Here is a 19,385-nt window from a genome sequence, read left to right as displayed (position 1 = left end):
ATTCACGCCACGATGCGAGCCCGACGGGTCGGCCCTCGTCCGGTCATCGCTTTGGCTTCTTCCCACGCAGCGGCCAATCGCGGCCCGACCTGTTCCAATTCGGGCTCGGGCACCGTGTAGGGCAGGCGCATCCATCGATCGAGTCCACCGGCCGGGGCGAAGTTCGGTCCGGCGACGAGGCGGAGACCATGGTTCCTGGCAGCGATCGAGAGCGCCGCGGATCGAGCCTCCGGAAGTTCGGCCCACAGCGCCATTCCACCCGACGGGACGATGAGCTTCCAATCCGGCACCCATGACCTCACCTGAGCGGCAAGCAGGTCGCGGGCGGATCTGAGCCGGGAACGAGTGTCGGCGACGACTGCATCATGGCTGTCCATGAGTTCGACGGTGACGAGCTGTTCGAGCACCGGAGCTCCCAGATCGAGTCCGAGTCGGGAGGAGGCGAAATGGTCCACCCGGTGGCGGGGAATGCGCATCCATCCGATCCGCAGCCCTCCCCAATAGATCTTGCTCACGCTGCCGACCGTCACCGAGTCGGGGATGAGCGCGGACATCGGGGAGGGCATCCGACCTCCCTCCAGTCCGAGTTCGACGAGGGATTCGTCGAAGACGGGAACGACGCGATGTCGGCGAAGAGCGTTCGCGAGATCGCGGCGCTGGGCCTCACCCATCAGGGCACCGGTCGGATTGTGGAAGTCGGGGATGAGATAGGCGCTGCGCGGACGCATCTGCCCCATGAGCTGATCCATGGCGTCGGTGTCCCAATGGTGCCCCTGGGGCCCGAACTCGAGGGGGTAGGTCACGAGAGCGGCGCCTGCGCCTTCGAGCGTGGCGATCGCGTTGGGGTAGGTGGGGCTTTCGACGAGGACTCGGGAGGTCGACCGTGCCCCTCCGAGGCGCGCGGCCTCATCCGGTTCGACGTTGAGGAGGGCGCGGACGGCGATGGCCGCACCGCCGAACGCCCCGGAGGTGATGAGGATCTGGTCGGGATCGGTCGGTGCGCCGCGGCGGGTATAGCGGTCGGCGATGATCTCACGCAGGACCGGCAACCCGGACGGATAGTATCCGGTGCCGGGAAGATAGGCACCCAAACGAGACAGCGCCCTGTCATAGGCGCCGAGGATGTCCGGGGCCGCGACCGGCGCGGTGCAGGTCAGGTCGATCTCCGTGTCATCCGCGCCAGCAGGTGAGAGCAGGTGGTCGATGCGGCCGCCGGGGACTGTCGGCAGCTGCACGATGCTGCCGGAGCCACGGCGGGTGAGGATGTACTCCTGTTCCCGCAGTTGGGCATAGGCGCGACCCGTCGTCGTCCGGGACAGACCGATCACGGCAGCAAGCTCCCGTTCGCTCGGCAGTCGTGCTCCGACAGGGAGCCGCCCGTCGGTGATCGCCGCGGCAACCGCAGCGGCCAGCGATTCGAAGGCAGGCGCCCTCCACGGACCGTCGCCGATGATGCCGACGAGTCGTTTGGCTCCCAAAACCGGTGTGCTCATGGCTCAGACCTCATGGGACCACTTTCCGGCAAGTGGCTATTTCGCGCAAGACCAATTTCGGCCATGATGGAGCTGTTCCAGTGATCGCACCCCAGAGAAAGCCGCCGGATGAGCACGATGAGAGCACCGAAACGTCAGCTGGCCAATGTCGGTCCCATCACACAGCTGCGCGGCGGACGGCTGTGGCGGCGCCTCCCCCAGTTGGTCCTCGGCCTCTACCTCTTCGGCGCCTCGATGGCGATGATGGTCAACGCCGGTTTGGGCATGATGCCCTGGGACGTCCTCCACTCCGGCATCCAGAACCATGTGCCCCTGACGTTCGGCACCATCATCACCATTCTCGCGTTTCTCGTGCTCCTCATCTGGATCCCGCTGCGCCAACAGCCCGGCATCGGCACGATCCTCAACGCCCTCCTCGTCGGCCCCGCACTCGATCTCACCCGCCTGTTTCTCCCCCGCCCCGAGGAACTCGGGTGGAACATCGCACTCATGGTCACAGGAGTCGTCCTCAACGGCGCCGCCTCGGCGATGTACATCGGCTCCCAGTTCGGGCCGGGTCCGCGCGATGGCCTGATGACGGGGCTGTCCCGAGTGACCGGACGGTCGATCCGACTGGTGCGCACGCTCATCGAGGTCAGCGTCGTCGCCGTCGGTTGGCTGCTCGGTGGAGTCGTCGGCGTCGGCACGGTCCTCTATGCGCTGGGGATCGGCCCGATCACTCAGGCGCTGCTTCCCGCATTCACCGTCGAACTCCGCCCCCGGTCGACGCCTGAGACCAGCGCCGAGGATGTCCCCGAGGACTGAGCGACCGTCTGCGTGAACCTCCGAAGATCGAGGACCTCGATGAAGGGCGGAACCCGCCCTGGAGGTGACGCTCACTCCATCGAATCGAGGATGTCGGTGAGATCATCGAACGTCGTCAGCGGATTGACGATGGCGAACCTGGCGTTCGGTCGCCCCTGGTGCGAGCTGGGCACCACGAAGGCACGCTGGTCCTCGAGCAGGCGATCCGACCACGCATCATAGTCCGATCGCTGCCAACCGTCGCGTTCGAACACGACGACCGAGAGTTCGGGTTCGCGCACGAGTCGCAGATGCTCACGGTGCTTGATCTCCGTGGCGATCTCGCGGGCAAGATCGATCGAATGGCCGATCGCCTCCCGGTAGGTTTCGGCTCCATAGCTGGCCAGCGAATACCACAGAGGCAGCCCGCGCGGCCGGCGCGTGAGCTGGATGGCGAAGTCCGAGGGACTCCAGTCCTGAGCGTCGGTGAGCGTATCGAGATATTCGGCCTTCTGCGTATGCGCTCGCCGCCCCGAATTCGGGTCCCGATAGATGAGCGCGCAGGCGTCGAAGGGAGCGAAGAGCCATTTGTGGGGGTCGACGATGAGCGAATCGGCCTGCTCCACCCCGGCGAACTTGTGGCGTGCCCGCGCTGAGAGCATCGCGGCCAGACCGTAGGCGCCGTCGATATGGAGCCAGAAGTCGAATTCGTCCTTGAGCGCGGCGATGCCGGCGATATCGTCGATGGTTCCGAAGTTCGTCGTCCCCGAGGTGGCCACCACCGCGATGACGGCATCCCCGTGTTCGATCAGGGCCTCGCGCACCCCGTCGGGCCGCAGGATCCCGTCGTCGCCGGTGGGCACGGGGGCGATGTCGACGTCCATGACTTCGGCCGCGGAGGCCACCGACGAATGGGCCTCGGCGCTGCACACGATCACCCAGCGTCCCGGCCGAGCCTGGCCGAGCTTCTCCTTCCGGGCGCTGCGGGCGGCGACGAGAGCGGAGAGGTTGCCGATCGTGCCGCCTTGGACGAACACTCCTCCGGCGCCCGTCGGCAGCCCGAATTCTCCGGCCAGCCACCGCAGGACTTCGTTCTCGGCGTGGACGACTCCGGCGCCTTCGAGCCACGATCCGCCGTAGAGGGCACTGGCGGAGACGACGAGGTCGAAGGCCACCGCGGCCTTCGTGGGGGCGCTGGGAATGAACGACAGGTACTTCGGATGATCGGTGGAGATGCAGGCGGGGGCGAAGATGTGTTCGAAGATCGCCAGCGCCCGAGCTGATCCCAGCCCCTCCTCGGTGACAGTCGGCCCGGCGAGTCGACGCAGCTCGGCCTCCGATGTCGGATGGTCGAGCGGGGTGTCCTCGGCCAGAGTCCGGCGGCGCGAGTACTCGAGTACGAGATTCACGAGGTTTCGGGTCTCATCGGAGACGACGTGCATGCGGGAATGAAGACTGTCGGTCATGGGTGCTCCTCGGCGGGCTCGGTCAGGATGGGGATCTTCCACCGTGTACGACATTAACGGCATACGCACCGCCGTGGGTGAAACCACAGTCTGATCGCAAGTTTTGATTTTCAGTCACTCGATCTTGCGATCAGCGGTCGAATTGGGGTAGGTTCGCCTCATGAGCGGTGATCAGCCTCCCGAGGCGACTGCGGATCGGGCACGCCGAGCCATCGGCCGCAGCGGCCTGTCCCAGAGACGCGTTGCCACGACGATCGGCATCGACGAGACGAAGCTGTCCAAAGCCCTGTCGGGTCGTCGCCGGTTCACGGCCGAGGAGCTCCTCGGCTTGGCCACGGCCACCGGGGTGACCGTTCGGTGGATCCTCGGGGACGAGTCAGAAGTCTCCGCACTGCCGCCGAAGCAGACGACCGAGGCCGCCGATGCGTCCGAGGAGGAGACACCGAAGCGCACCATCGTCGAGGCGGCGTGGACACTGTTCGGCCGTCGCGGCTTCGATGCGGTGCGCATCGCCGACGTCGCCGAGGCCTGCGAGGTCTCGACCGCGAGCGTTCACTACTATTTTGCGAACAAATCCGACCTCTTCGACGCCGCCCTCGACTACTCGGTCAAACTCGCCTTCGACCGGCAGATCGCCTGGCTCGACGACATCGACGATCCGGCGCTGAGACTCGACCGGCTGCTCGAGCTGCAGTCGCCGCTGGGGCGCACCGAACGCGGCGAATGGTCGATCTGGCTGCAGACCTGGGCTCGCCTGTCGCTCGAGGGCTCGACGTTGTCGAACTATCCGCTCAGCTATGAACGCTGGTCGAAGACCGTGCAGACGACGATCGAGGACGGGCAGCGCACCGGCCGCTTCCGCTCCGGTGACCCGCGGGCCATGGCCGATGAACTCACCTCTCTGCTCGACGGCCTCGGCATCAAGGTGCTCACCGGAGTGATGGACACGGACACCTTCGCACAGCGTCTGCGCTCCTACCTCGACCGCTCGATCAGGCATCCGTCGCCCGGACCGGCCACACCGACCACAACAGCCACACCGACCACCCCTGAACGCCCAACCGAGACCACCGCAATGCCAGTCACCAACACCGATCGATCCAAGGAGTCATCATGAACCGCAAGGTCGTCCTCACCTGTGCCGTCACCGGCGCCGGAGACACCACCGGCAAGAGCGAGCACGTTCCCGTCACACCCGAAGAGATCGCCGACGACGCGATCGCAGCAGCACGCGCCGGCGCCTCGGTCGTCCACATCCATGTCCGCGACCTCGAGACCAGACAGGGCTCACGCGAGGTCGCCTACTACCGTGAGGTCGTCCGCCGCATCCGCGCCTCCGACGTCGACCCCGTCATCAACCTCACCGCCGGAATGGGCGGCGACCTCGTCATCGACCCGCAGGACCCTTTGACCACGATGCCGGGCACCGACCTCATCAACGCCCTCGACCGACTCCCCCATGTCGAGGAGCTGCTGCCCGAGATCTGCACGATCGACTGCGGCAGCCTCAACTTCGGCGAAGGATCGAACCTCTACGTCTCGACCCCTGACATGCTGCGCGAAGGGTCGAAGCGGATCCAGACCCTCGGCGTGCGTCCGGAGATGGAGATCTTCGACACCGGCAATCTGTGGTTCGCCAACGTCCTCGTCGAGGAGGGCCTCATCGACGCCCCGCCGCTGTACCAGCTGTGCATGGGCATCCCCTACGGTGCTCCCGCCGATCCGGGCCTGCTGGCGGCGATGGTGAATATGCTGCCCAAGGGCGCCCAATTCACGTCGTTCGCCATCGGCGCCAATCAGCTGCCGTGGGTCGCCCACTCCGTGCTCGCCGGCGGTCATGCTCGTGTCGGGCTCGAGGACAACCTCTACATGTCCAAGGGCGTCAAGGCCACGAACGCCGACCTCACCGCGCGCGCCGTCGACATCATCGAGAGCCTCGGGGCGGCCGTGGCCACCCCGGACGAGGCCCGCGAGATCCTCGACCTGCGCGTGCAGACCCCGACCATCACCGGAGGTGACCTGTGACCGATTCCACCCCCGCAGACCCCGTCACCGACTCGCCTGCCTTCCCCGACTTCGCCGCGATCGACACCGTCACCTGCGTCGGCGCGGGAACCATCGGCGGCGGTTGGGCCGCGTACTTCCTCGCTCAGGGCTTCCGGGTGAAGATCTGGGACCCCGCCCCGGACGCCGGCGACAAGTTCACACGACTCCTCGACGCGGCATGGCCGGCCCTGGCCGAGCTCGACATGGTCGAGGGAGCCGACCGGACCGCATGGTCGATCCACACCGATCTCGCCGAGGCGATCACCGGCACCGGTTTCGTCCAGGAGTCCGCTCCCGAAGATCTCGCGCTCAAGCGCGGACTGCTGGCCCAGATCGATGGGCTCTGCCCGCCGAATATCGTCATCAGCTCGTCGACCTCGGGATATTCCATGACCGAGATGGCCACCGAGGCGGCCCACCCCGAGCGCCTCGTCGTCGGCCACCCGTTCAACCCGCCCTACCTCATCCCCTTGGTCGAGGTCGTCGGCGGTCAGTCCACCTCGACGGCGGCCGTCGACTGGGCCGCTGAATTCTTCACCCACATCGGCAAGTCCGTCATCCGCATGGACCGTGAAGTCCCCGGCTTCATCGCCAATCGTCTGCAGGAGGCCCAGTGGCGGGAGGCCCTTCACATGGTCGCCCACGGTGAAGCCACGGTCGAACAGATCGACCGCTCGATCACCGACGGCCCCGGACTGCGTTGGCCGTTCCAGGGACCGATGCTCACCTTCCACCTCGCCGGCGGCGAGGGTGGAATGGCTCATATGCTCGATCACTTCGGACCTTCGCTGAAGTCTCCGTGGACCCGTCTGAGCGCACCCGAGCTCAGCCAGCAGCTGCGCGACGATGTTGTGGCCGGCTGCGATATCGAAGCCGGTGAGCGTTCGATCGCCGACCTCGTGGCTCATCGTGACGCCGGGATCATCGCGCTGCGTCGGCTGACCTCGCAGTTGCCCGCCACCGCGGTACCTGCGCCCCCGCAGTCCGCATCGACGTCGACGACCGCCTCGGAATCGCAGCTCAACACCTACAGCACCGAGGTCGCCCCCGAGTGGATCGACTACAACGGGCACATGTCCGAGGCGTTCTACGTCCTCGTCTTCGGCTTCGCCACCGATCAGGTGATGGATCAGCTCGGACTCGACGCCGGCTACCGGGAATCGCAGAAGGCATCCCTGTACACGGTCGAATCCCATATCCGCTATCTCGACGAGGCGGCGCTCGGCGATCGACTCACCGTCGTTCCGCATCTCGTCAGTGCCGGAGACAAGAAGCTGCACATCGCCTATGAGATGTATGTCGGGGACCGGCTCGTGTCCACCGAGGAGATCATGGCCCTCCACGTCGATCAGACGACGGACCGAGTCGTGCCCTTCCCGGACACCGTTGCCGACCGGATCTCACAGATCACCTCGGAGCAACCGGATTGGGTCGGTCGCTCGATCGGCTGAACCGTCACCAGCGGCTGCGAAGACAACCGATCCTTCTGCAGCCCGGGCGGACCGGCAGGATTGAGAACTGCCGGTCCGTCGCGTTCCCAGGGCGGGCGAACTCATCAGGAATCGAGAAGTCAGCACAGCCTCGGGCGGCTATTGTGAAAGTCATCGCTTCAACCGAAGCCGAGTGTCCGGCCCCGACCATCCGTTCCATGAGGAGTCACCATGACCACCACGACTGCCGACGTCACGTTCACTGCGACCACCGAGGTGCTGGGCGACCGCCCGATTCTGCGCCTGCCTCAGGATGCCAGCGATCGACTGCCCTCCCGCGGACAGGTCGCCGTCAACGGCGCCCTCGACGGCATCGAGTTCAGCACTGTCATCGAACCCGACGGTCGACGCGGCCATTGGATCAGTCTCGATGAGGAGCAGTGGGAGGCGCTCGGGGCGAAGGAAGGTGCCGAGGTCGAGGTCGGCGTGACCCCGACGAAGAACTGGCCGGAGGTGACGGTGCCCGCGGATCTCCGTACGGCTCTCGATGCCGCCGGCGATCTCGACGATGTCTGGACCGGCCTCACGCCGATGGCCCGGTGGGAATGGGTGCGGTGGATCAAGTCGACGAAGAGCGCCGATACGCGTGCACGCCGAGTCGACGTCGCGATCTCGAAACTCGAATCAGGCAAACGACGTCCCTGCTGCTTCGACCTGTCATCGTGCACGGATCCGGAGCTGTCGAAGAGCGGAAAGCTTCTCGGTCTGTCCTGACCAGACACATCCGACGGAGGGGGCGGAAGTCTCTCAGTCCGACTGCGGAGCTCGCAGCACCGCACGTGACGGATGCACTGTCAGCGTGAGGACTGCCCCGAATACTGAGACGACTGCTGCCGCGGCGAAGAGCAGCCAGAATCCGCCGACCAAAGCAACGAGTCCGGCCCCCAGGAGCGGGCCGATCAGCTGTCCGAGATTCGCGGAGCTGTTGACGAGACTGAGATCGCGAGCGTGGTCATCCGGGTCGATCAGCAGGTCCGTGGCCAGTGCGAGGCTGACCGCCATATAGGCACCGTATCCGGCGCCCATGACTCCGGCCGCCACCGCTGTCGTGGTGAGATCGGGACTGATGAGGATGATGATTCCCGAACAGGCTTGGACGAGTGCGGCGATGACTGTCCAGACGCGTCGGCTGCCTCGTCTGTCCGTGACCATGCCGACGAGCACCGAGGCGGCCACCACGAACACGGTGTAGATGACGATGAGGATGAGCAGGCTGTTCTCTGCGTCGCCGGCCGGGATCATGATTCCGTAGAGCAGGAAGAACAGCAGCAGCGACGTGCCGAAGGCGTTGCCGACATTGACGATGAATCGGCTGATGAGCAGCCGGGTGAAGCTCGGGTCGACGAGCGAGGACACCCGAGGCCGGATGAGTTCACGACGGGCGTGGAACTCGAGCACGGCTGTGTGCGGCAGAGGCGGATCGGGCAGCAGCATCGCGGTGACCGTGCCGATGACGAGGATGAATCCGGCGAGCACCGCGTACGATGCGCCGGCGCTCAGACCCAGCAGCACGATCGCGGCGACGCCGACGACGACTCCGACCGCTTGAGCCGAGCTGGCCGCCGCCGACGCCGCACCGCGCTGATCATCGAGCTGATCGGCGATGAGCGCGGTCAGTGCCGACGATGTCACGGACACACCGACCGAGGTGACCACCCAGGCGGCGCCGACCAGAAGCGGTCCCTCGGCAAGGCCGGTGAGCACGAGGCCGAATGCGGCCAGCAGCGATCCTCCGATCGCCCAGGGGCGCCTCCTGCCGAAGCGGGATCGGGTGCGGTCGGAGAGCCGTCCGGCCACAGGCGCTGCGATGATTCCGGCCAGGCCCCCGGCTGAGAGCACGAGCCCGGACCAGATGACCCCGTCGATCCAGTGTCCGCTCTGAGTGTCGAGCTGCAGGGGCAGCAGGAGTTGGATCGGTGTCAGCTGCACCGTCCAGATCGCCAGCCAGGCGAGGGTGAACCACACCATCCACCACGGTGAGACGCGTGCGCGAGAGGCGGAGCCGCCTCGGTGAGGTGGTGGGCTGAGGGTGTTCATGACCGGGCCGCGGAGATGAGATCCCGGTACCAGCGGTAGGAGGCTTTCGGTGTTCGCGTTCCGGTGTGCATATCGACGTGGACGAGACCGAAACGCTGGCTCCATCCGTCGGCCCATTCGAAATTGTCCAGCAGCGACCAGACGGTGTACCCGTCGATGCGCACGCCCGCGGCCTTCGCGTCGATCACTGCGCCGAGGTGGCCGCGCAGATAGTCGATCCGCTCGGCATCGCTGATCTCGGTTTCGGTGGTGCCCGGTTCAGGAAATGACGCCCCGTTCTCGGTGATGATGATCGGCGGGAGCGCGGATTCGTAGCGCCGGTCCATGTCGATGAGGAAGTCGCGCATCGTATCCGGGAGGATCGGCCACATGGGACCGAACCCGGTCACGGGTGCTCCGGGGGTCGGCACCATCTCGAATGGAATCGGTCCTGCACAGGCACGGACGGTGGTCGGGTTGTAGTAGTTGAAACCGTAGACCTCATTCGGTGCGGAGATGAGTTCCATATCGCCGTCCGCCACGGGCAGCTCGACGCCGAAGGCACTGAGGTCGGGATAGGTTCCCAGGAGCAGCGGGTCGGCGAAGAGCCGGTTGAGGATTCCGTCGAGCAGGCCGGCCGCGGCCAGGTCGTCGGCTGCTCGGGAAGCAGGAAGAACGAGACTGTGATTGAGCGTCGGTGCGGCCTGGACTGCGCCGTGTCCACGCAGGATGGGCGCGGCGATCCCGTGTGCCAGCAGTTGGTGGTGGACGGTGGGCAGGGAATCGAAGAGCAGATTGCGCCCGGGGTGCCAGCTCCCCCAGCGCATAGCCCTGCAGCGATGTCGATGCGGGTTCGTTGATCGTGTACCAGTGGCGGACTCGATCACCGAGGCGACCGGCCATCACCTCCGCATAGTCGCCGAAACGTAAGGCGGTGTCGCGGTTGAGCCACCCGCCGTCCGTCTCAAGTGCGACCGGCAGGTCCCAGTGATAGAGCGTCGGGTCCGGGGTGATCCCGGCGGCGAGCAGTCCGTCGACGAGCCGGTCGTAGTAGTCGAGTCCGGCCGGGTTCACCGAGGCATCCGTACCGGCGTTCGGGATGACTCGGGTCCATGAGATGGAGAAGCGGTACCGGTCGGCGCCGAGGCCGGCCAGCAGAGCGATGTCCTCGTCGACGCGGTGGTAGCTGTCGGGGCCGGGCTCGGCGGTGCTGCCGTCGATGACATTGCCGGGTGCATCGACGAAGTCGTCCCAGATGCTGCGACCGCGACCGTCTGCAGTGCGTGCGCCTTCGATCTGAAAAGCGGCCGTGGCCGCGGAGAAGTGCATTCCGGCCAAAGCACCGATATCGATCGGGAATCTCTCCACCATGAACCGAATATGTCACGGTTGGTGAGGGCCCGCAACAGATGACCCGGAGCCTGGCAGACCCGGCTTCGCTCTGCGACGTGATCCGGCATGCAGGGAGCGGCTGGAGGGGGCTCAGTCGGTGTCAGCGGCAATCGAGGCCGATGCCCACACGAGCGGGATCTGCAGCGGCAGCCTCGCACAGGCGATTGCTCGGCCCTTCGGGTTGTCCCAGTGTCTGACCACTGTGTAGATATTGGCGGGGAAGACGCCGACCATGAGCGCAGCAGATGCGGCACCGCCGAGGCGCCGGGTGGCCGGGTTGGCCAACAGTCCTGCACAGCCGAGCTCAGCGATGCCGCTGGCGTAGGTCCAGAATCGTGGATTGCCCAACCGAGGCGGGACGATGGAGTCGAAGAGGTGGGGTCGGGAGAAGTGGGCAACTCCGGCAAGGCCGAGGATGCCGGTCATGATCGCCGTCTTCGTCTTCATTCCACGTCCGTCCTCACTCTGCTCACTTCGACACGTCTCGTGCCGCAGAGCCTGGTCCCGATGGCATGAGACCTCAACGCCGGAATCGGCGTCCGACGAGGCGACCGAGCGATGTGTGGAGCTAAGGGGAATCGAACCCCTGACCTTCTCATTGCGAACGAGACGCTCTACCAACTGAGCTATAGCCCCTGACCACTGTCAGCTTACGCCTGCACCCGGCTGCAGACCAAAAACGCGCGGCCACGGTCATCTCTCGATCGGCACAGCTGTCACCTGGGGCGGATCCGGTGGAGCCTGGTGAACACTGCGAGTACAGTCGACAGAGAGTCCCCTCTACGAAAGGACCGACAATGGCAGACGAATTCGGAACAGTCGTCATCGGCGCAGGCCTCGCAGGAGGCACCGTGGTCGAATCCCTGCGCGACGCCGGCTACACGGCGCAGATCGCGCTCGTCGGCGCCGATCCTGCGGCGCCGTACTATCGGCCGGACCTGTCGAAGAAGGTGATGATCGAAGGGTCGGATCCTGCCGATTCGGCACTCCGCGGCGAAGACTGGTACTCCGCTCACGATGTCTCGACGTTCTTCGGCGCCTCGGTGGCCTCCATCGACACAGACGCTCAGTCGGTCACCCTCGATGCCGGAGATGCCGTGGCCATCCGTTCCCAGTTCGGCGACGGCAAGAAGGTCGCTGTCATCGGCGGCGGTTGGATCGGCCTCGAGGTCGCGGCGGCGGCGAAGTCCCACGGCTGCGATGTCACGGTGATCCTCCATACCGACGCTCCCCCACTCTCGTCCGTCCTCGGCCCGGTCCTCGGCGAGCACTTCGAGGACCTGCACCGAAAGAACGGAGTGAATTTCGTCAAGAACGCGGAGACGACCGCGTTCACCGGTGACTCCGCGGTCGAGGGCGTCGAGACGACCGCCGGGAGTGTTGCCGCCGATCTCGTCGTCATCGGAATCGGCGCCGATCCTGCCACCGATCTCGCCTCCTCGGCGGGATTGACGACCGACAACGGCGTGATCGTCGACGAACAGATGCGCACCTCCGATGGCAGTATCCTCGCCATCGGCGATATCGCAGATGCGCAGAACGTTCTGCGCGGTGAACGTCTGCGCGTCGAACACTGGGACAACGCGGTGCGCCAGGCCGAGGTAGCGGCCTCGACGATCAGCGGCGGGACCAAGTCCTACGACTGGCAGCCGTACTTCTACACCGACCAGTTCGACCTCGGAATGGAATACGTCGGACGCGGAGACCCCGCGGACGACGTCGTCATCCGCGGCGACAAGTCCAGCGGCGAATTCATCGTGTTCTGGCATCGCGACGGCACGGTCACCGCGGCCATGAACGTCAATGTCTGGGACTACGGCGACGAGCTCCGCGCCCTCATCGGCAATGAAGTCACCGCCGATCGGCTGGCCGACGAACAGGTGCCCGTCGACGAGCTCTGAGGCCGAAGGACTCGCGGACTCGCCGATCGTGTCTCCTCGGCTCTCGTGATCAGTCCGGAGCTCGCTCTGGCATCCTGGTAGATATGGATTCGCTCTTCGCCGATGAGGCTTTCGACCGCCGCCCGAGAATCGTCGCACCTGGCGCGGTCTGGGTGCCGGGCTTCCTCACCGCCGAAGCACAGCAGTGGATCATCGCCCGCTACGCCGAATGGCAGTCCGGTCCGGTGCCTGCCCATGCCACGACGATCGCCGGCCATCCGATGAGTGTGACGACGATCGGTCTGGGCTGGCATTGGCGCCCCGGGCGGTACGACCGCCGTGCCGTCGACGTCAACGACAAACTGGTGCTGCCCTTCCCCGATTGGATGACCCGCCTGGGCCGTCAGGTTCTGCAGGCGGCGGTCACGGCCGTCGAGGACACCGGGGATCTCGCTGCGGGGACCGCCGCCGCGTGGGGTTTCGACTCTGCCGACTACCATCCGGATGTGGCACTGGTGAACTACTACGACGACCACGCGAAGATGGGTATGCACCAGGACAAGGACGAATTCGACCCCGCTCCTGTCGTCTCACTGTCACTGGGCGATACATGCCTCTTCCGATTCGGCAATACCGACAATCGCAACCGTCCCTTCGACGATCTGCGACTGGCTTCGGGCGATGCCTTCGTATTCGGCGGACCTGCCCGCTTCGCCTATCACGGGGTCAGATCGATCCAACCGGGAACTGCACCGGCCGCGGGACGGCTGGACCACCTCGGCGGGGGCAGGATCAACATCACGATGCGCACGACCGGACGGAACTGAGTTCGAGTCACCTGCGGTCCCGGTGCGGGGCGACGGCTCAGGAGTCCTTGACGTCGGGGTCGACGTCGACGACGCCCTCCGGCGGCGCTGCCAGCCGATTGGGTGAGGTCTTGCGGAACACCGGTTGTCCCGACAGCACCGTCGATCTGGCCAGGGTGTTGCTCGCGACCGAGGACACGATGATCAGGCACAACACTGCGATGACGGCCATGATCAGCGAGAACCAGGAGAACCCGGACGAATAGAGGTCGAAGATGAAGGCCGCGATGACGATGAAGGGCATGCCCAGGCCCGTCGCCGGAGAGAACACGTTGATCCGCGACAGGGCGTCGCGAACACGGAACATCGCCAGCGCGGAGCCGAGCAGCAGCAGGGATCCGGTGATGCCGAAGATCCCGACGAGGGTCGTGGCCAGTGCTTCATTCATCAGCGGTGCCCCCTCGTGAGGATGCGCGACAGAGCGATCGTGGCGAGGATCCCCACCATGGAGGACAGGAAGACCACGTCGAGGACGATCGACGAGGCCACCATGATGCCGAGCATCGTGACGATCGCGATGGCCGAGAAGTAGATGAGGTCCGAAACCACTGCACGTGAGCCCTGATCGCGGGCCGTGAGCACGCGGATGAGGCCGATGATGATAGCGACGGCGAGGATGACCGAGCAGATGCCGGCGATGACGATCATGGATGCCCTCCCTGCAGATCGGTGTGTGGACCCGGCGCACGTCCACGGGTCATGGACAGCAGCCGCGACTCCATGTCGATGAGCCCGTCGAGGGCGGATTCCTCCGACTCCTCGAACAGGGCGTGGACGAAGATCACCGGCGGGGTCGTCGACGTGCCGGCCGCGATCGCTGTGACCAGCGTGCCGGGCGTGATGGTGATCGACGACGCGAACAGAGTGACTTCGAGGTCGGTGGCGCAGCGCATCGGCAGCTCGACGATCATCGGCTGGGCATAGTCGCTGCGGAAGAGTCGGGCGACGACGGTCGCCGACCCCGTGAGGATCGCCCGGACGATGAAGCCGACGTAGGAGATGCCGTGGATAAGACGCATCACGGTGCCATCACCGCCTCAATATAGTCGCTGTGGTCGAGCAGACCCTCGGCTCCCCGGAGCGTGAGGTCGAGCAGAGGCTCCGGGAAGCAGAAGAGCGCAACGGAGAGTCCGATCATGATCGTCGCCGGCACCAGCAGACGGGCGGGAATGCGCACGCTGCGCATGATCGGTTCGGCTGGGGCACGCCCGGTCTCTGCCGAGTCCGGACGGTAGGTCTGCATCGGCGGTCCCCAGAAGGTGTTGCGCCAGGTGCGCTGAAGCGCCAGCAGGCTGATCACTGCGCCCACGGTGATCGCAGCGACAAGGACCCATCCGACGCCGCCGCCGGCGTCCGTGGAGGCCCGGATGAGTCCGACCTTGCCCCACAGCCCCGAGGTCGGCGGAAGACCGACCAGGGAGAAGAGTCCGAGGATCATCAGGATGGTCGCCCACCGCTCGCGGGAGGCGAGCCCGGACAGCTTGCGGAAGGATCCGGTGCCGTAGGTCTGTTCGACCGCGCCCATGATGAGCAGCAGACCGGACATCGTGATCATATGGTGCATCATGTAGAAGGCACCGGCGCCGAGTGCCGCCGAGGTCAGCAGGGTGACGCCGACGAGGATGTGGCCGACGCCGGCAGTCATCTGGAATCCGAGCACATTGCGCACCCGCACCTGCCCGAAGCCGGAGACCGCACCGATGAGGATGCTCGCCACCGCGACGATGAGCAGGACCGTCGCCCACGGGGCGGGTTCACCGTAGACAGTGGTGTAGATGCGGTAGATCGCGTAGAGCCCGACCTTCGAATGCAGCCCGGAGAACAGCGACATCATGCCCGCCGAGGTGTTCGGATAGCTGCGGACGAGCCAGCCGTGGAAGGGCGCGCCGCCGGCCTTGATGAACAGCGACAGCAGCACCACGCCCAGTGCGATCCCTGCCTGGCCGGTCGGATGCCCCTGACCTGCCAGAACCGCAAGGTTGACCGTGCCGGTGGCACCATAGACGAATCCGACGCCGATGAGCAGCATCGTCGAGGTCAGCAGGTTGACCATCACATAGAGTCGTCCGATCCCGAGCCTGCGCCAGGTGCCGGTGACGGCGATGAGCGCGTAGGCGGGCAGCATCATCACTTCGACGAAGACGAAGAGGTTGAACAGATCACCGGTCAGCAGCGCACCATAGACTCCGGTGAGCATCATCATGATGAGCGCCGGAACGAACCGGTACTGATCCTCTCCGGTGGAGATGAGGAACAGGCTGCTGACGAACGCGACGAGTGAGGTGAGCACGAGCATGAGCGCAGTGAACGTGTCCGAGACGAACACGATCGCCAGACCGGGCACATAGTCGCCGACAGAATGGGCGATCACCGGGGTCGAGCCGTGCAGGCCGAGGAGCCCGATCCCGCTGCCGCCGACGAACACGGGAACAGCGAGCAGGAGCAGTCGGTCGAAGGTGCGTGAGGTGATGAGCACGCTCAACGCGGAGGCCAGGAGCGGGAGGCCGATGAGCAGGAGGAGCAGGGCTGAATTCATGAGTCGCGCTCCTCCCCCGTCTCGGGGTTGCGTTTCTGGTCGTCGTCATGGCCGAGCACGGCCAGAGCGAGCATGAAGATCGTCACCGCCAAAGTGATGACGATGGCGGTGAGGACGAATGCCTGAGGCAGCGGGTCGGCCGCTTCGGCAAGGGAACCGCGCCCGGCCAGAGGTTCGCCTCTCCAGGCGCCGACCCCGGCCGAGAGCAGGATGAAGTTCGCTGCGTGGGAGATGAGGGTGAGTCCGAAGACTCCCCGAACCATGGAGCGCTGCATCATGAGGTAGACGCCTCCGGCAGTGAGGACGCCGATCGTCAGTGCCAGGATCATGCTTCCTCCCCATCTCCGCCGGCCGGTGAGTCCCCGTGGAGGATATGCGTAGAGTTCGCCCGCACCTTCGCTTCCTCGGAATCCTCCGCACCGCGGCGGCGGCTGCGTTCGGGGCGTTCCCCGCGGATTGCCTCCATCGGACCGCTCAGCTCACCGTAGAGCAGCTCATCGGCACGTTCGCGGGTGCGTTCGACGTCGCGTCGGATGATGCCGTTGGTGAGCACGTCGTCACCGGCCGGAGTCGCCGCGGAGTCCGAGACGCCGAGGAGGTTGAACGAGAGCAGCATGAGTCCGAGCACCGCCAGGTAGACGCCGACGTCGAAGAGCATGGACGTCGTCCAATGCTGACCGGCGAACTCGGCGTGCATCGGGTGGAGGAACGAACCGGCGAACAGGAGACCGATGATGCCTGTGACCACCGCCGTGGCGACGCCGGAGCCGATGAGGTACAGGGGCGCCCGCGGCGGACCGATCGCCCGGTCCTTCGGCGTGGACAGGTAGGCCAGTCCGATGACGGCGGAACCGACGAGCGCGGCGATGAATCCGCCGCCCGGGGAATTGTGGCCACGCCAGAAGATCAGCAGTGAACTCAGCGCCAGCAGCGGGCCGAGGACCTTCAGCGTCAGCTGCAGCGGAATCACGTTCGGCCACGCCTCGTGGACGCCGCGGTACGCAGTGGTGCCCTTGGGGCGGATGGACACCCACGGAGGCCGCGGCGGTTCCGGGATGTTCTCGGCCGGCGGGTCGATGAACTTGTCTTTGACCGTCGACATCACAGCGACGATCGCGATTCCGGCCATGCCGAGGACGGTCAGCTCACCGAGGGTATCGAGGGCGCGGAATTCGACGAGGATCGTGTTGACGATGTTGTTTCCGCCGCTGATCTCCGGAGCCTTGTCGAGATAGTACAGACCGAGGTCGGAACGTTCTCGGCGGCCGTTGAGCACCAGGGTGAGTCCGGCCGCGCTGGCACCGACGATGACCGCCAAGAGAAGGCGCGGAGTCTGTTTGCGCTTCGGGTACTTCCAGAACGAACGGGGAAGTTTCTGGAGCACGAGCATGATGACGATGATCGTCATCGCTTCGACGAGCAGCTGGGTCAGGGTGACGTCGGGGGCGCCGAGAGCCAGGATCTGCACGGTGGCGAGGATGCCGATGGCAGACAGCGCCACAACGGTGGTCAGACGCGAATGCGAGGTGCACAGGACGAGGACTGCCACGGCGATGAGGATGAGCAGGATGACGTCCACCGGACGGCTGAGATTCTGCTGCAGCGGCGGCAAGTCGGCGAAGACGACGGGAATCGAGCCGAAGGCGAGCACGCTCAGACCGCCCAACGACATCGCCAGATAGGGTCCGGAGTTCATCGGGCGGACGAAGGCGGAGAGACCGTGTCCCAGACGTTCGAGACCCGTCGTCAGCGAGTCGATGACATCGGATCCGTCGAACGGCAGCGTGGCCTTGTGGAAGAAGACGAAGACGCGTGACCGACGGAGGATGAGGACCACCCCGATGGCGATGATGAGTCCCGAGGCGAGCAGTTCGATGTTGACTCCGTGCCACAGCGCCAGATGTACGTGTTCGGTGGCCTTCGGCACCGCCGCCCGCACCACCTGGTCGAGCGGAGTGTCGAGGAGGAAGAGGACGAAGCTCAGCGGAATCGAGGCCAGGACCGGCAGCGCCGCCGCGATGAGCATGACGGGAGAACCGCGGTGGATGTCACCCGACTCGGGTTCGCGCCCGTCGATGAAGCTGCCCCAGACGGTCTTCGCACAGTAGGCGAAGGTGAGCACGGAGGCTCCGACCGCGACGAGCAGAGCCACCCACCCGGCCCAGGGACCGCCCGGAGTCTCTCCCAGCGCCGTGAACAGGGCTTCCTTCGACACGAATCCCAACAGCGGCGGAATCCCGGCCATGGACGCACAGCCGATGATCATCACCGTGAACGCCCCCGGAGCGGACCGCATGAGTTTCGGGATCCGTGCGAGGTCGCGGGTGCCGGCGAGGTGGTCGACGACTCCGACCATCATGAACAGACCGGACTTGAACAGTGCGTGAGCGATGACGTGGAGGGTGGCGGCAGCGATGGCGGCCTCGGTGCCGACACCGATGACGGCAGTGATGAGACCCAGCTGTGACACCGTCGAATAGGCCATGAGCTTCTTCACGTCATGTTGGTTGAGTGCGAACCAGCCGCCCAGACATGCAGTGAGAAGTCCCGCCGTCACGAGCAGAACGTTCCAGGCCGGCGTGGCGTGGAAGGTCGGTGAGAACCGCAGCATGAGGAAGATGCCGGCTTTGACGACGGCTGCGGCATGCAGATAGGCCGAGACCGGGGTGGCGGCTGCCATCGCATCGGGCAGCCACGGGTGGAAGGGGAACTGCGCGGACTTCGTCATGGCCGCGACGCCGACGAGCAGAGCCACAAGCGTCGTGACCTCGGGCTGGCCGGCCCACACCGGGGAGCTGATCGCCTCGGCGAGGTTCGTCGTCCCGGTCACCGCGATGATCACACCGGTGGCCACCAGCAGGCTGAGGCCTCCGATGAAGGTGAACAACATCGTCCGCAGGGCCGGTGCCTGTCCGGGAGATCCGGACCTGGCGATGAGGAAGAAGGACGCCAGGGACGTCAGCTCCCAGCACACGAACAGCACGAGCACATCGTTGGTGAGCACGAGCGCGACCATGGAGAACGTGAAGATCACCATCAGCCAGTAGAAGCTCGTGTTCCGCCCCGGGCTGAGGTAGCGGGTCGAATAGATGAACACGACTGCCCCGATGATCAGGGCGATGTAGGTGAATACGACACCGATGCCGTCGGCTCGCAGAGCCAGGTCGACGCCGAGACTGGGAATCCACGGGTAGGACGTCTCGGGATTGTTCCCGGCCATCACCTCTGCGGCGGTGGGGGTGAACAGAGCTGCCACGCCCAGATAGGCGGCGGCGAGCGGCCAGCCGCTCTCCCTCCCGGCGAAACGGGTGAGGACCGGGGTGAGGACGACAAGTCCGGCCAGAGCGATTAGCGTTAGGATCATGAGCGGGCCTCAACGGCCGCGGGCACAGGTGATGATTCCTTCACTCACTGATC

The 19,385-nt window shown here is 65.7% G+C and carries 18 protein-coding genes, 1 tRNA gene and 1 pseudogene; 7 read left to right on the top strand and 13 right to left on the bottom strand.

The genetic code is table 11. The features are described 5' to 3' along the window. Positions 1-2: 2 nt before the first annotated feature. Entirely contained in the window at positions 3-1,493 is a 1,491-nt protein-coding gene (locus QYM46_RS08740; RefSeq protein WP_432791593.1) for a PLP-dependent aminotransferase family protein, read from the bottom strand. Positions 1,494-1,601: 108 nt separating this feature from the next. On the opposite strand from QYM46_RS08740, the gene QYM46_RS08735 reads away from it, so the two are divergent. Further along, positions 1,602-2,297 carry a YczE/YyaS/YitT family protein gene (locus QYM46_RS08735; RefSeq protein ID WP_432791592.1) on the top strand — a complete coding sequence of 232 codons (696 nt, stop codon included), beginning with the start codon at positions 1,602-1,604 and terminating at the stop codon, positions 2,295-2,297. Positions 2,298-2,368: 71 nt separating this feature from the next. Here the strand turns inward: QYM46_RS08735 and QYM46_RS08730 are convergent, their stop codons facing one another. Then, on the bottom strand, positions 2,369-3,742 hold the full coding sequence (locus QYM46_RS08730; RefSeq protein WP_432791591.1) for a pyridoxal phosphate-dependent decarboxylase family protein: 1,374 nt from the start codon (positions 3,740-3,742) through the stop codon (positions 2,369-2,371). Positions 3,743-3,902: 160 nt separating this feature from the next. Here QYM46_RS08730 and QYM46_RS08725 point away from each other — a divergent pair, with 160 nt between their 5' ends. From QYM46_RS08725 to QYM46_RS08710, 4 genes are all read left to right on the top strand, one after another. Beyond that, the gene (locus tag QYM46_RS08725; RefSeq protein WP_432791590.1) at positions 3,903-4,859 is read left to right on the top strand and encodes a TetR family transcriptional regulator C-terminal domain-containing protein; all 957 of its coding nucleotides are present in this window, start codon (positions 3,903-3,905) and stop codon (positions 4,857-4,859) included. Then, positions 4,856-5,767 (top strand): 3-keto-5-aminohexanoate cleavage protein, encoded by a 912-nt coding sequence (locus QYM46_RS08720; RefSeq protein ID WP_432791589.1) that lies wholly within the window; start codon positions 4,856-4,858, stop codon positions 5,765-5,767. The genes QYM46_RS08725 and QYM46_RS08720 overlap by 4 nt, the downstream gene beginning before the upstream one ends. Beyond that, positions 5,764-7,239 (top strand): 3-hydroxyacyl-CoA dehydrogenase NAD-binding domain-containing protein, encoded by a 1,476-nt coding sequence (locus QYM46_RS08715; protein WP_432791588.1) that lies wholly within the window; start codon positions 5,764-5,766, stop codon positions 7,237-7,239. Before QYM46_RS08720 ends, QYM46_RS08715 begins: the two co-directional genes overlap by 4 nt. A 210-nt stretch (positions 7,240-7,449) precedes the next feature. After that, positions 7,450-7,992, top strand: a complete 543-nt coding sequence (locus QYM46_RS08710) for a YdeI/OmpD-associated family protein (protein WP_432791587.1) — start codon at positions 7,450-7,452, stop codon at positions 7,990-7,992. Between the two features lie 33 nt (positions 7,993-8,025). Here the strand turns inward: QYM46_RS08710 and QYM46_RS08705 are convergent, their stop codons facing one another. The 5 genes and pseudogenes from QYM46_RS08705 to QYM46_RS08685 form a co-directional block, all read right to left on the bottom strand. Next, positions 8,026-9,315 (bottom strand): MFS transporter, encoded by a 1,290-nt coding sequence (locus QYM46_RS08705; RefSeq protein ID WP_432791586.1) that lies wholly within the window; start codon positions 9,313-9,315, stop codon positions 8,026-8,028. Continuing rightward, the gene (locus QYM46_RS08700) at positions 9,312-10,121 is read right to left on the bottom strand and encodes a glycoside hydrolase family 1 protein (RefSeq protein WP_432791585.1); all 810 of its coding nucleotides are present in this window, start codon (positions 10,119-10,121) and stop codon (positions 9,312-9,314) included. The genes QYM46_RS08705 and QYM46_RS08700 overlap by 4 nt, the downstream gene beginning before the upstream one ends. A 55-nt stretch (positions 10,122-10,176) precedes the next feature. Beyond that, a pseudogene (locus tag QYM46_RS08695) lies at positions 10,177-10,623 on the bottom strand (family 1 glycosylhydrolase); the annotation flags it as partial. A gap of 153 nt (positions 10,624-10,776) precedes the next feature. Beyond that, positions 10,777-11,133 (bottom strand): DoxX family protein, encoded by a 357-nt coding sequence (locus QYM46_RS08690; protein WP_432791584.1) that lies wholly within the window; start codon positions 11,131-11,133, stop codon positions 10,777-10,779. A 116-nt stretch (positions 11,134-11,249) separates the two neighbouring features. After that, positions 11,250-11,322 (bottom strand) — tRNA-Ala (locus tag QYM46_RS08685). Between the two features lie 161 nt (positions 11,323-11,483). Between QYM46_RS08685 and QYM46_RS08680 the strand changes: the two genes are divergently transcribed. Together QYM46_RS08680 and QYM46_RS08675 are read left to right on the top strand one after the other, a co-directional pair. Beyond that, a complete protein-coding gene (locus QYM46_RS08680; RefSeq protein WP_432791583.1) occupies positions 11,484-12,587 on the top strand; it encodes an NAD(P)/FAD-dependent oxidoreductase in 1,104 nt (367 codons plus the stop codon). An 83-nt stretch (positions 12,588-12,670) separates the two neighbouring features. Beyond that, positions 12,671-13,393 carry an alpha-ketoglutarate-dependent dioxygenase AlkB family protein gene (locus tag QYM46_RS08675; protein ID WP_432791582.1) on the top strand — a complete coding sequence of 241 codons (723 nt, stop codon included), beginning with the start codon at positions 12,671-12,673 and terminating at the stop codon, positions 13,391-13,393. Between the two features lie 37 nt (positions 13,394-13,430). Here the strand turns inward: QYM46_RS08675 and QYM46_RS08670 are convergent, their stop codons facing one another. From QYM46_RS08670 to QYM46_RS08645, 6 genes are read right to left on the bottom strand one after another with little or no spacing between them, the layout of a single operon-like run. Further along, the gene (locus QYM46_RS08670) at positions 13,431-13,820 is read right to left on the bottom strand and encodes a cation:proton antiporter (protein ID WP_432791581.1); all 390 of its coding nucleotides are present in this window, start codon (positions 13,818-13,820) and stop codon (positions 13,431-13,433) included. Next, positions 13,820-14,080, bottom strand: coding sequence for a monovalent cation/H+ antiporter complex subunit F (locus tag QYM46_RS08665; RefSeq protein WP_025776775.1), 261 nt, complete (start codon positions 14,078-14,080; stop codon positions 13,820-13,822). Before QYM46_RS08665 ends, QYM46_RS08670 begins: the two co-directional genes overlap by 1 nt. Beyond that, a complete protein-coding gene (locus tag QYM46_RS08660) occupies positions 14,077-14,451 on the bottom strand; it encodes a Na+/H+ antiporter subunit E (protein WP_432791580.1) in 375 nt (124 codons plus the stop codon). Before QYM46_RS08660 ends, QYM46_RS08665 begins: the two co-directional genes overlap by 4 nt. Next, positions 14,451-15,968, bottom strand: a complete 1,518-nt coding sequence (locus QYM46_RS08655) for a monovalent cation/H+ antiporter subunit D family protein (protein ID WP_432791579.1) — start codon at positions 15,966-15,968, stop codon at positions 14,451-14,453. Before QYM46_RS08655 ends, QYM46_RS08660 begins: the two co-directional genes overlap by 1 nt. After that, positions 15,965-16,297, bottom strand: a complete 333-nt coding sequence (locus tag QYM46_RS08650; RefSeq protein ID WP_432791578.1) for a sodium:proton antiporter — start codon at positions 16,295-16,297, stop codon at positions 15,965-15,967. Before QYM46_RS08650 ends, QYM46_RS08655 begins: the two co-directional genes overlap by 4 nt. Next, positions 16,294-19,332, bottom strand: a complete 3,039-nt coding sequence (locus QYM46_RS08645; RefSeq protein ID WP_432791577.1) for a DUF4040 family protein — start codon at positions 19,330-19,332, stop codon at positions 16,294-16,296. The genes QYM46_RS08650 and QYM46_RS08645 overlap by 4 nt, the downstream gene beginning before the upstream one ends. Between the last annotated feature and the right edge of the window lie 53 nt (positions 19,333-19,385).

Origin of the sequence: Brevibacterium sp. K11IcPPYGO002, assembly GCF_050920635.1 — a bacterium.
GTDB lineage: Bacteria > Actinomycetota > Actinomycetes > Actinomycetales > Brevibacteriaceae > Brevibacterium.
The sequence above is the reverse complement of the archived record's forward strand: the minus strand, read 5'-3'. Positions and strand labels throughout refer to the sequence as shown.

What these genes read in the sequence shown, in the direction of transcription:
- QYM46_RS08650 (WP_432791578.1), bottom strand. Translation starts at nt 16,297, where the DNA reads ATGATCCTGGCACTGACGATCGGCGTCCTCACTGCCGGAGGCGTCTAC.
- QYM46_RS08720 (WP_432791589.1), top strand. Translation starts at nt 4,856, where the DNA reads ATGAACCGCAAGGTCGTCCTCACCTGTGCCGTCACCGGCGCCGGAGAC.
- QYM46_RS08645 (WP_432791577.1), bottom strand. Translation starts at nt 19,332, where the DNA reads ATGATCCTAACGCTAATCGCTCTGGCCGGACTTGTCGTCCTCACCCCG.
- QYM46_RS08665 (WP_025776775.1), bottom strand. Translation starts at nt 14,080, where the DNA reads ATGATCGTCATCGCCGGCATCTGCTCGGTCATCCTCGCCGTCGCTATC.
- QYM46_RS08690 (WP_432791584.1), bottom strand. Translation starts at nt 11,133, where the DNA reads ATGAAGACGAAGACGGCGATCATGACCGGCATCCTCGGCCTTGCCGGA.
- QYM46_RS08670 (WP_432791581.1), bottom strand. Translation starts at nt 13,820, where the DNA reads ATGAATGAAGCACTGGCCACGACCCTCGTCGGGATCTTCGGCATCACC.
- QYM46_RS08660 (WP_432791580.1), bottom strand. Translation starts at nt 14,451, where the DNA reads ATGCGTCTTATCCACGGCATCTCCTACGTCGGCTTCATCGTCCGGGCG.
- QYM46_RS08730 (WP_432791591.1), bottom strand. Translation starts at nt 3,742, where the DNA reads ATGACCGACAGTCTTCATTCCCGCATGCACGTCGTCTCCGATGAGACC.
- QYM46_RS08700 (WP_432791585.1), bottom strand. Translation starts at nt 10,121, where the DNA reads ATGCGCTGGGGGAGCTGGCACCCCGGGCGCAATCTGCTCTTCGATTCC.
- QYM46_RS08725 (WP_432791590.1), top strand. Translation starts at nt 3,903, where the DNA reads ATGAGCGGTGATCAGCCTCCCGAGGCGACTGCGGATCGGGCACGCCGA.
- QYM46_RS08705 (WP_432791586.1), bottom strand. Translation starts at nt 9,315, where the DNA reads ATGAACACCCTCAGCCCACCACCTCACCGAGGCGGCTCCGCCTCTCGC.
- QYM46_RS08680 (WP_432791583.1), top strand. Translation starts at nt 11,484, where the DNA reads ATGGCAGACGAATTCGGAACAGTCGTCATCGGCGCAGGCCTCGCAGGA.
- QYM46_RS08655 (WP_432791579.1), bottom strand. Translation starts at nt 15,968, where the DNA reads ATGAATTCAGCCCTGCTCCTCCTGCTCATCGGCCTCCCGCTCCTGGCC.
- QYM46_RS08735 (WP_432791592.1), top strand. Translation starts at nt 1,602, where the DNA reads ATGAGCACGATGAGAGCACCGAAACGTCAGCTGGCCAATGTCGGTCCC.
- QYM46_RS08740 (WP_432791593.1), bottom strand. Translation starts at nt 1,493, where the DNA reads ATGAGCACACCGGTTTTGGGAGCCAAACGACTCGTCGGCATCATCGGC.
- QYM46_RS08710 (WP_432791587.1), top strand. Translation starts at nt 7,450, where the DNA reads ATGACCACCACGACTGCCGACGTCACGTTCACTGCGACCACCGAGGTG.
- QYM46_RS08675 (WP_432791582.1), top strand. Translation starts at nt 12,671, where the DNA reads ATGGATTCGCTCTTCGCCGATGAGGCTTTCGACCGCCGCCCGAGAATC.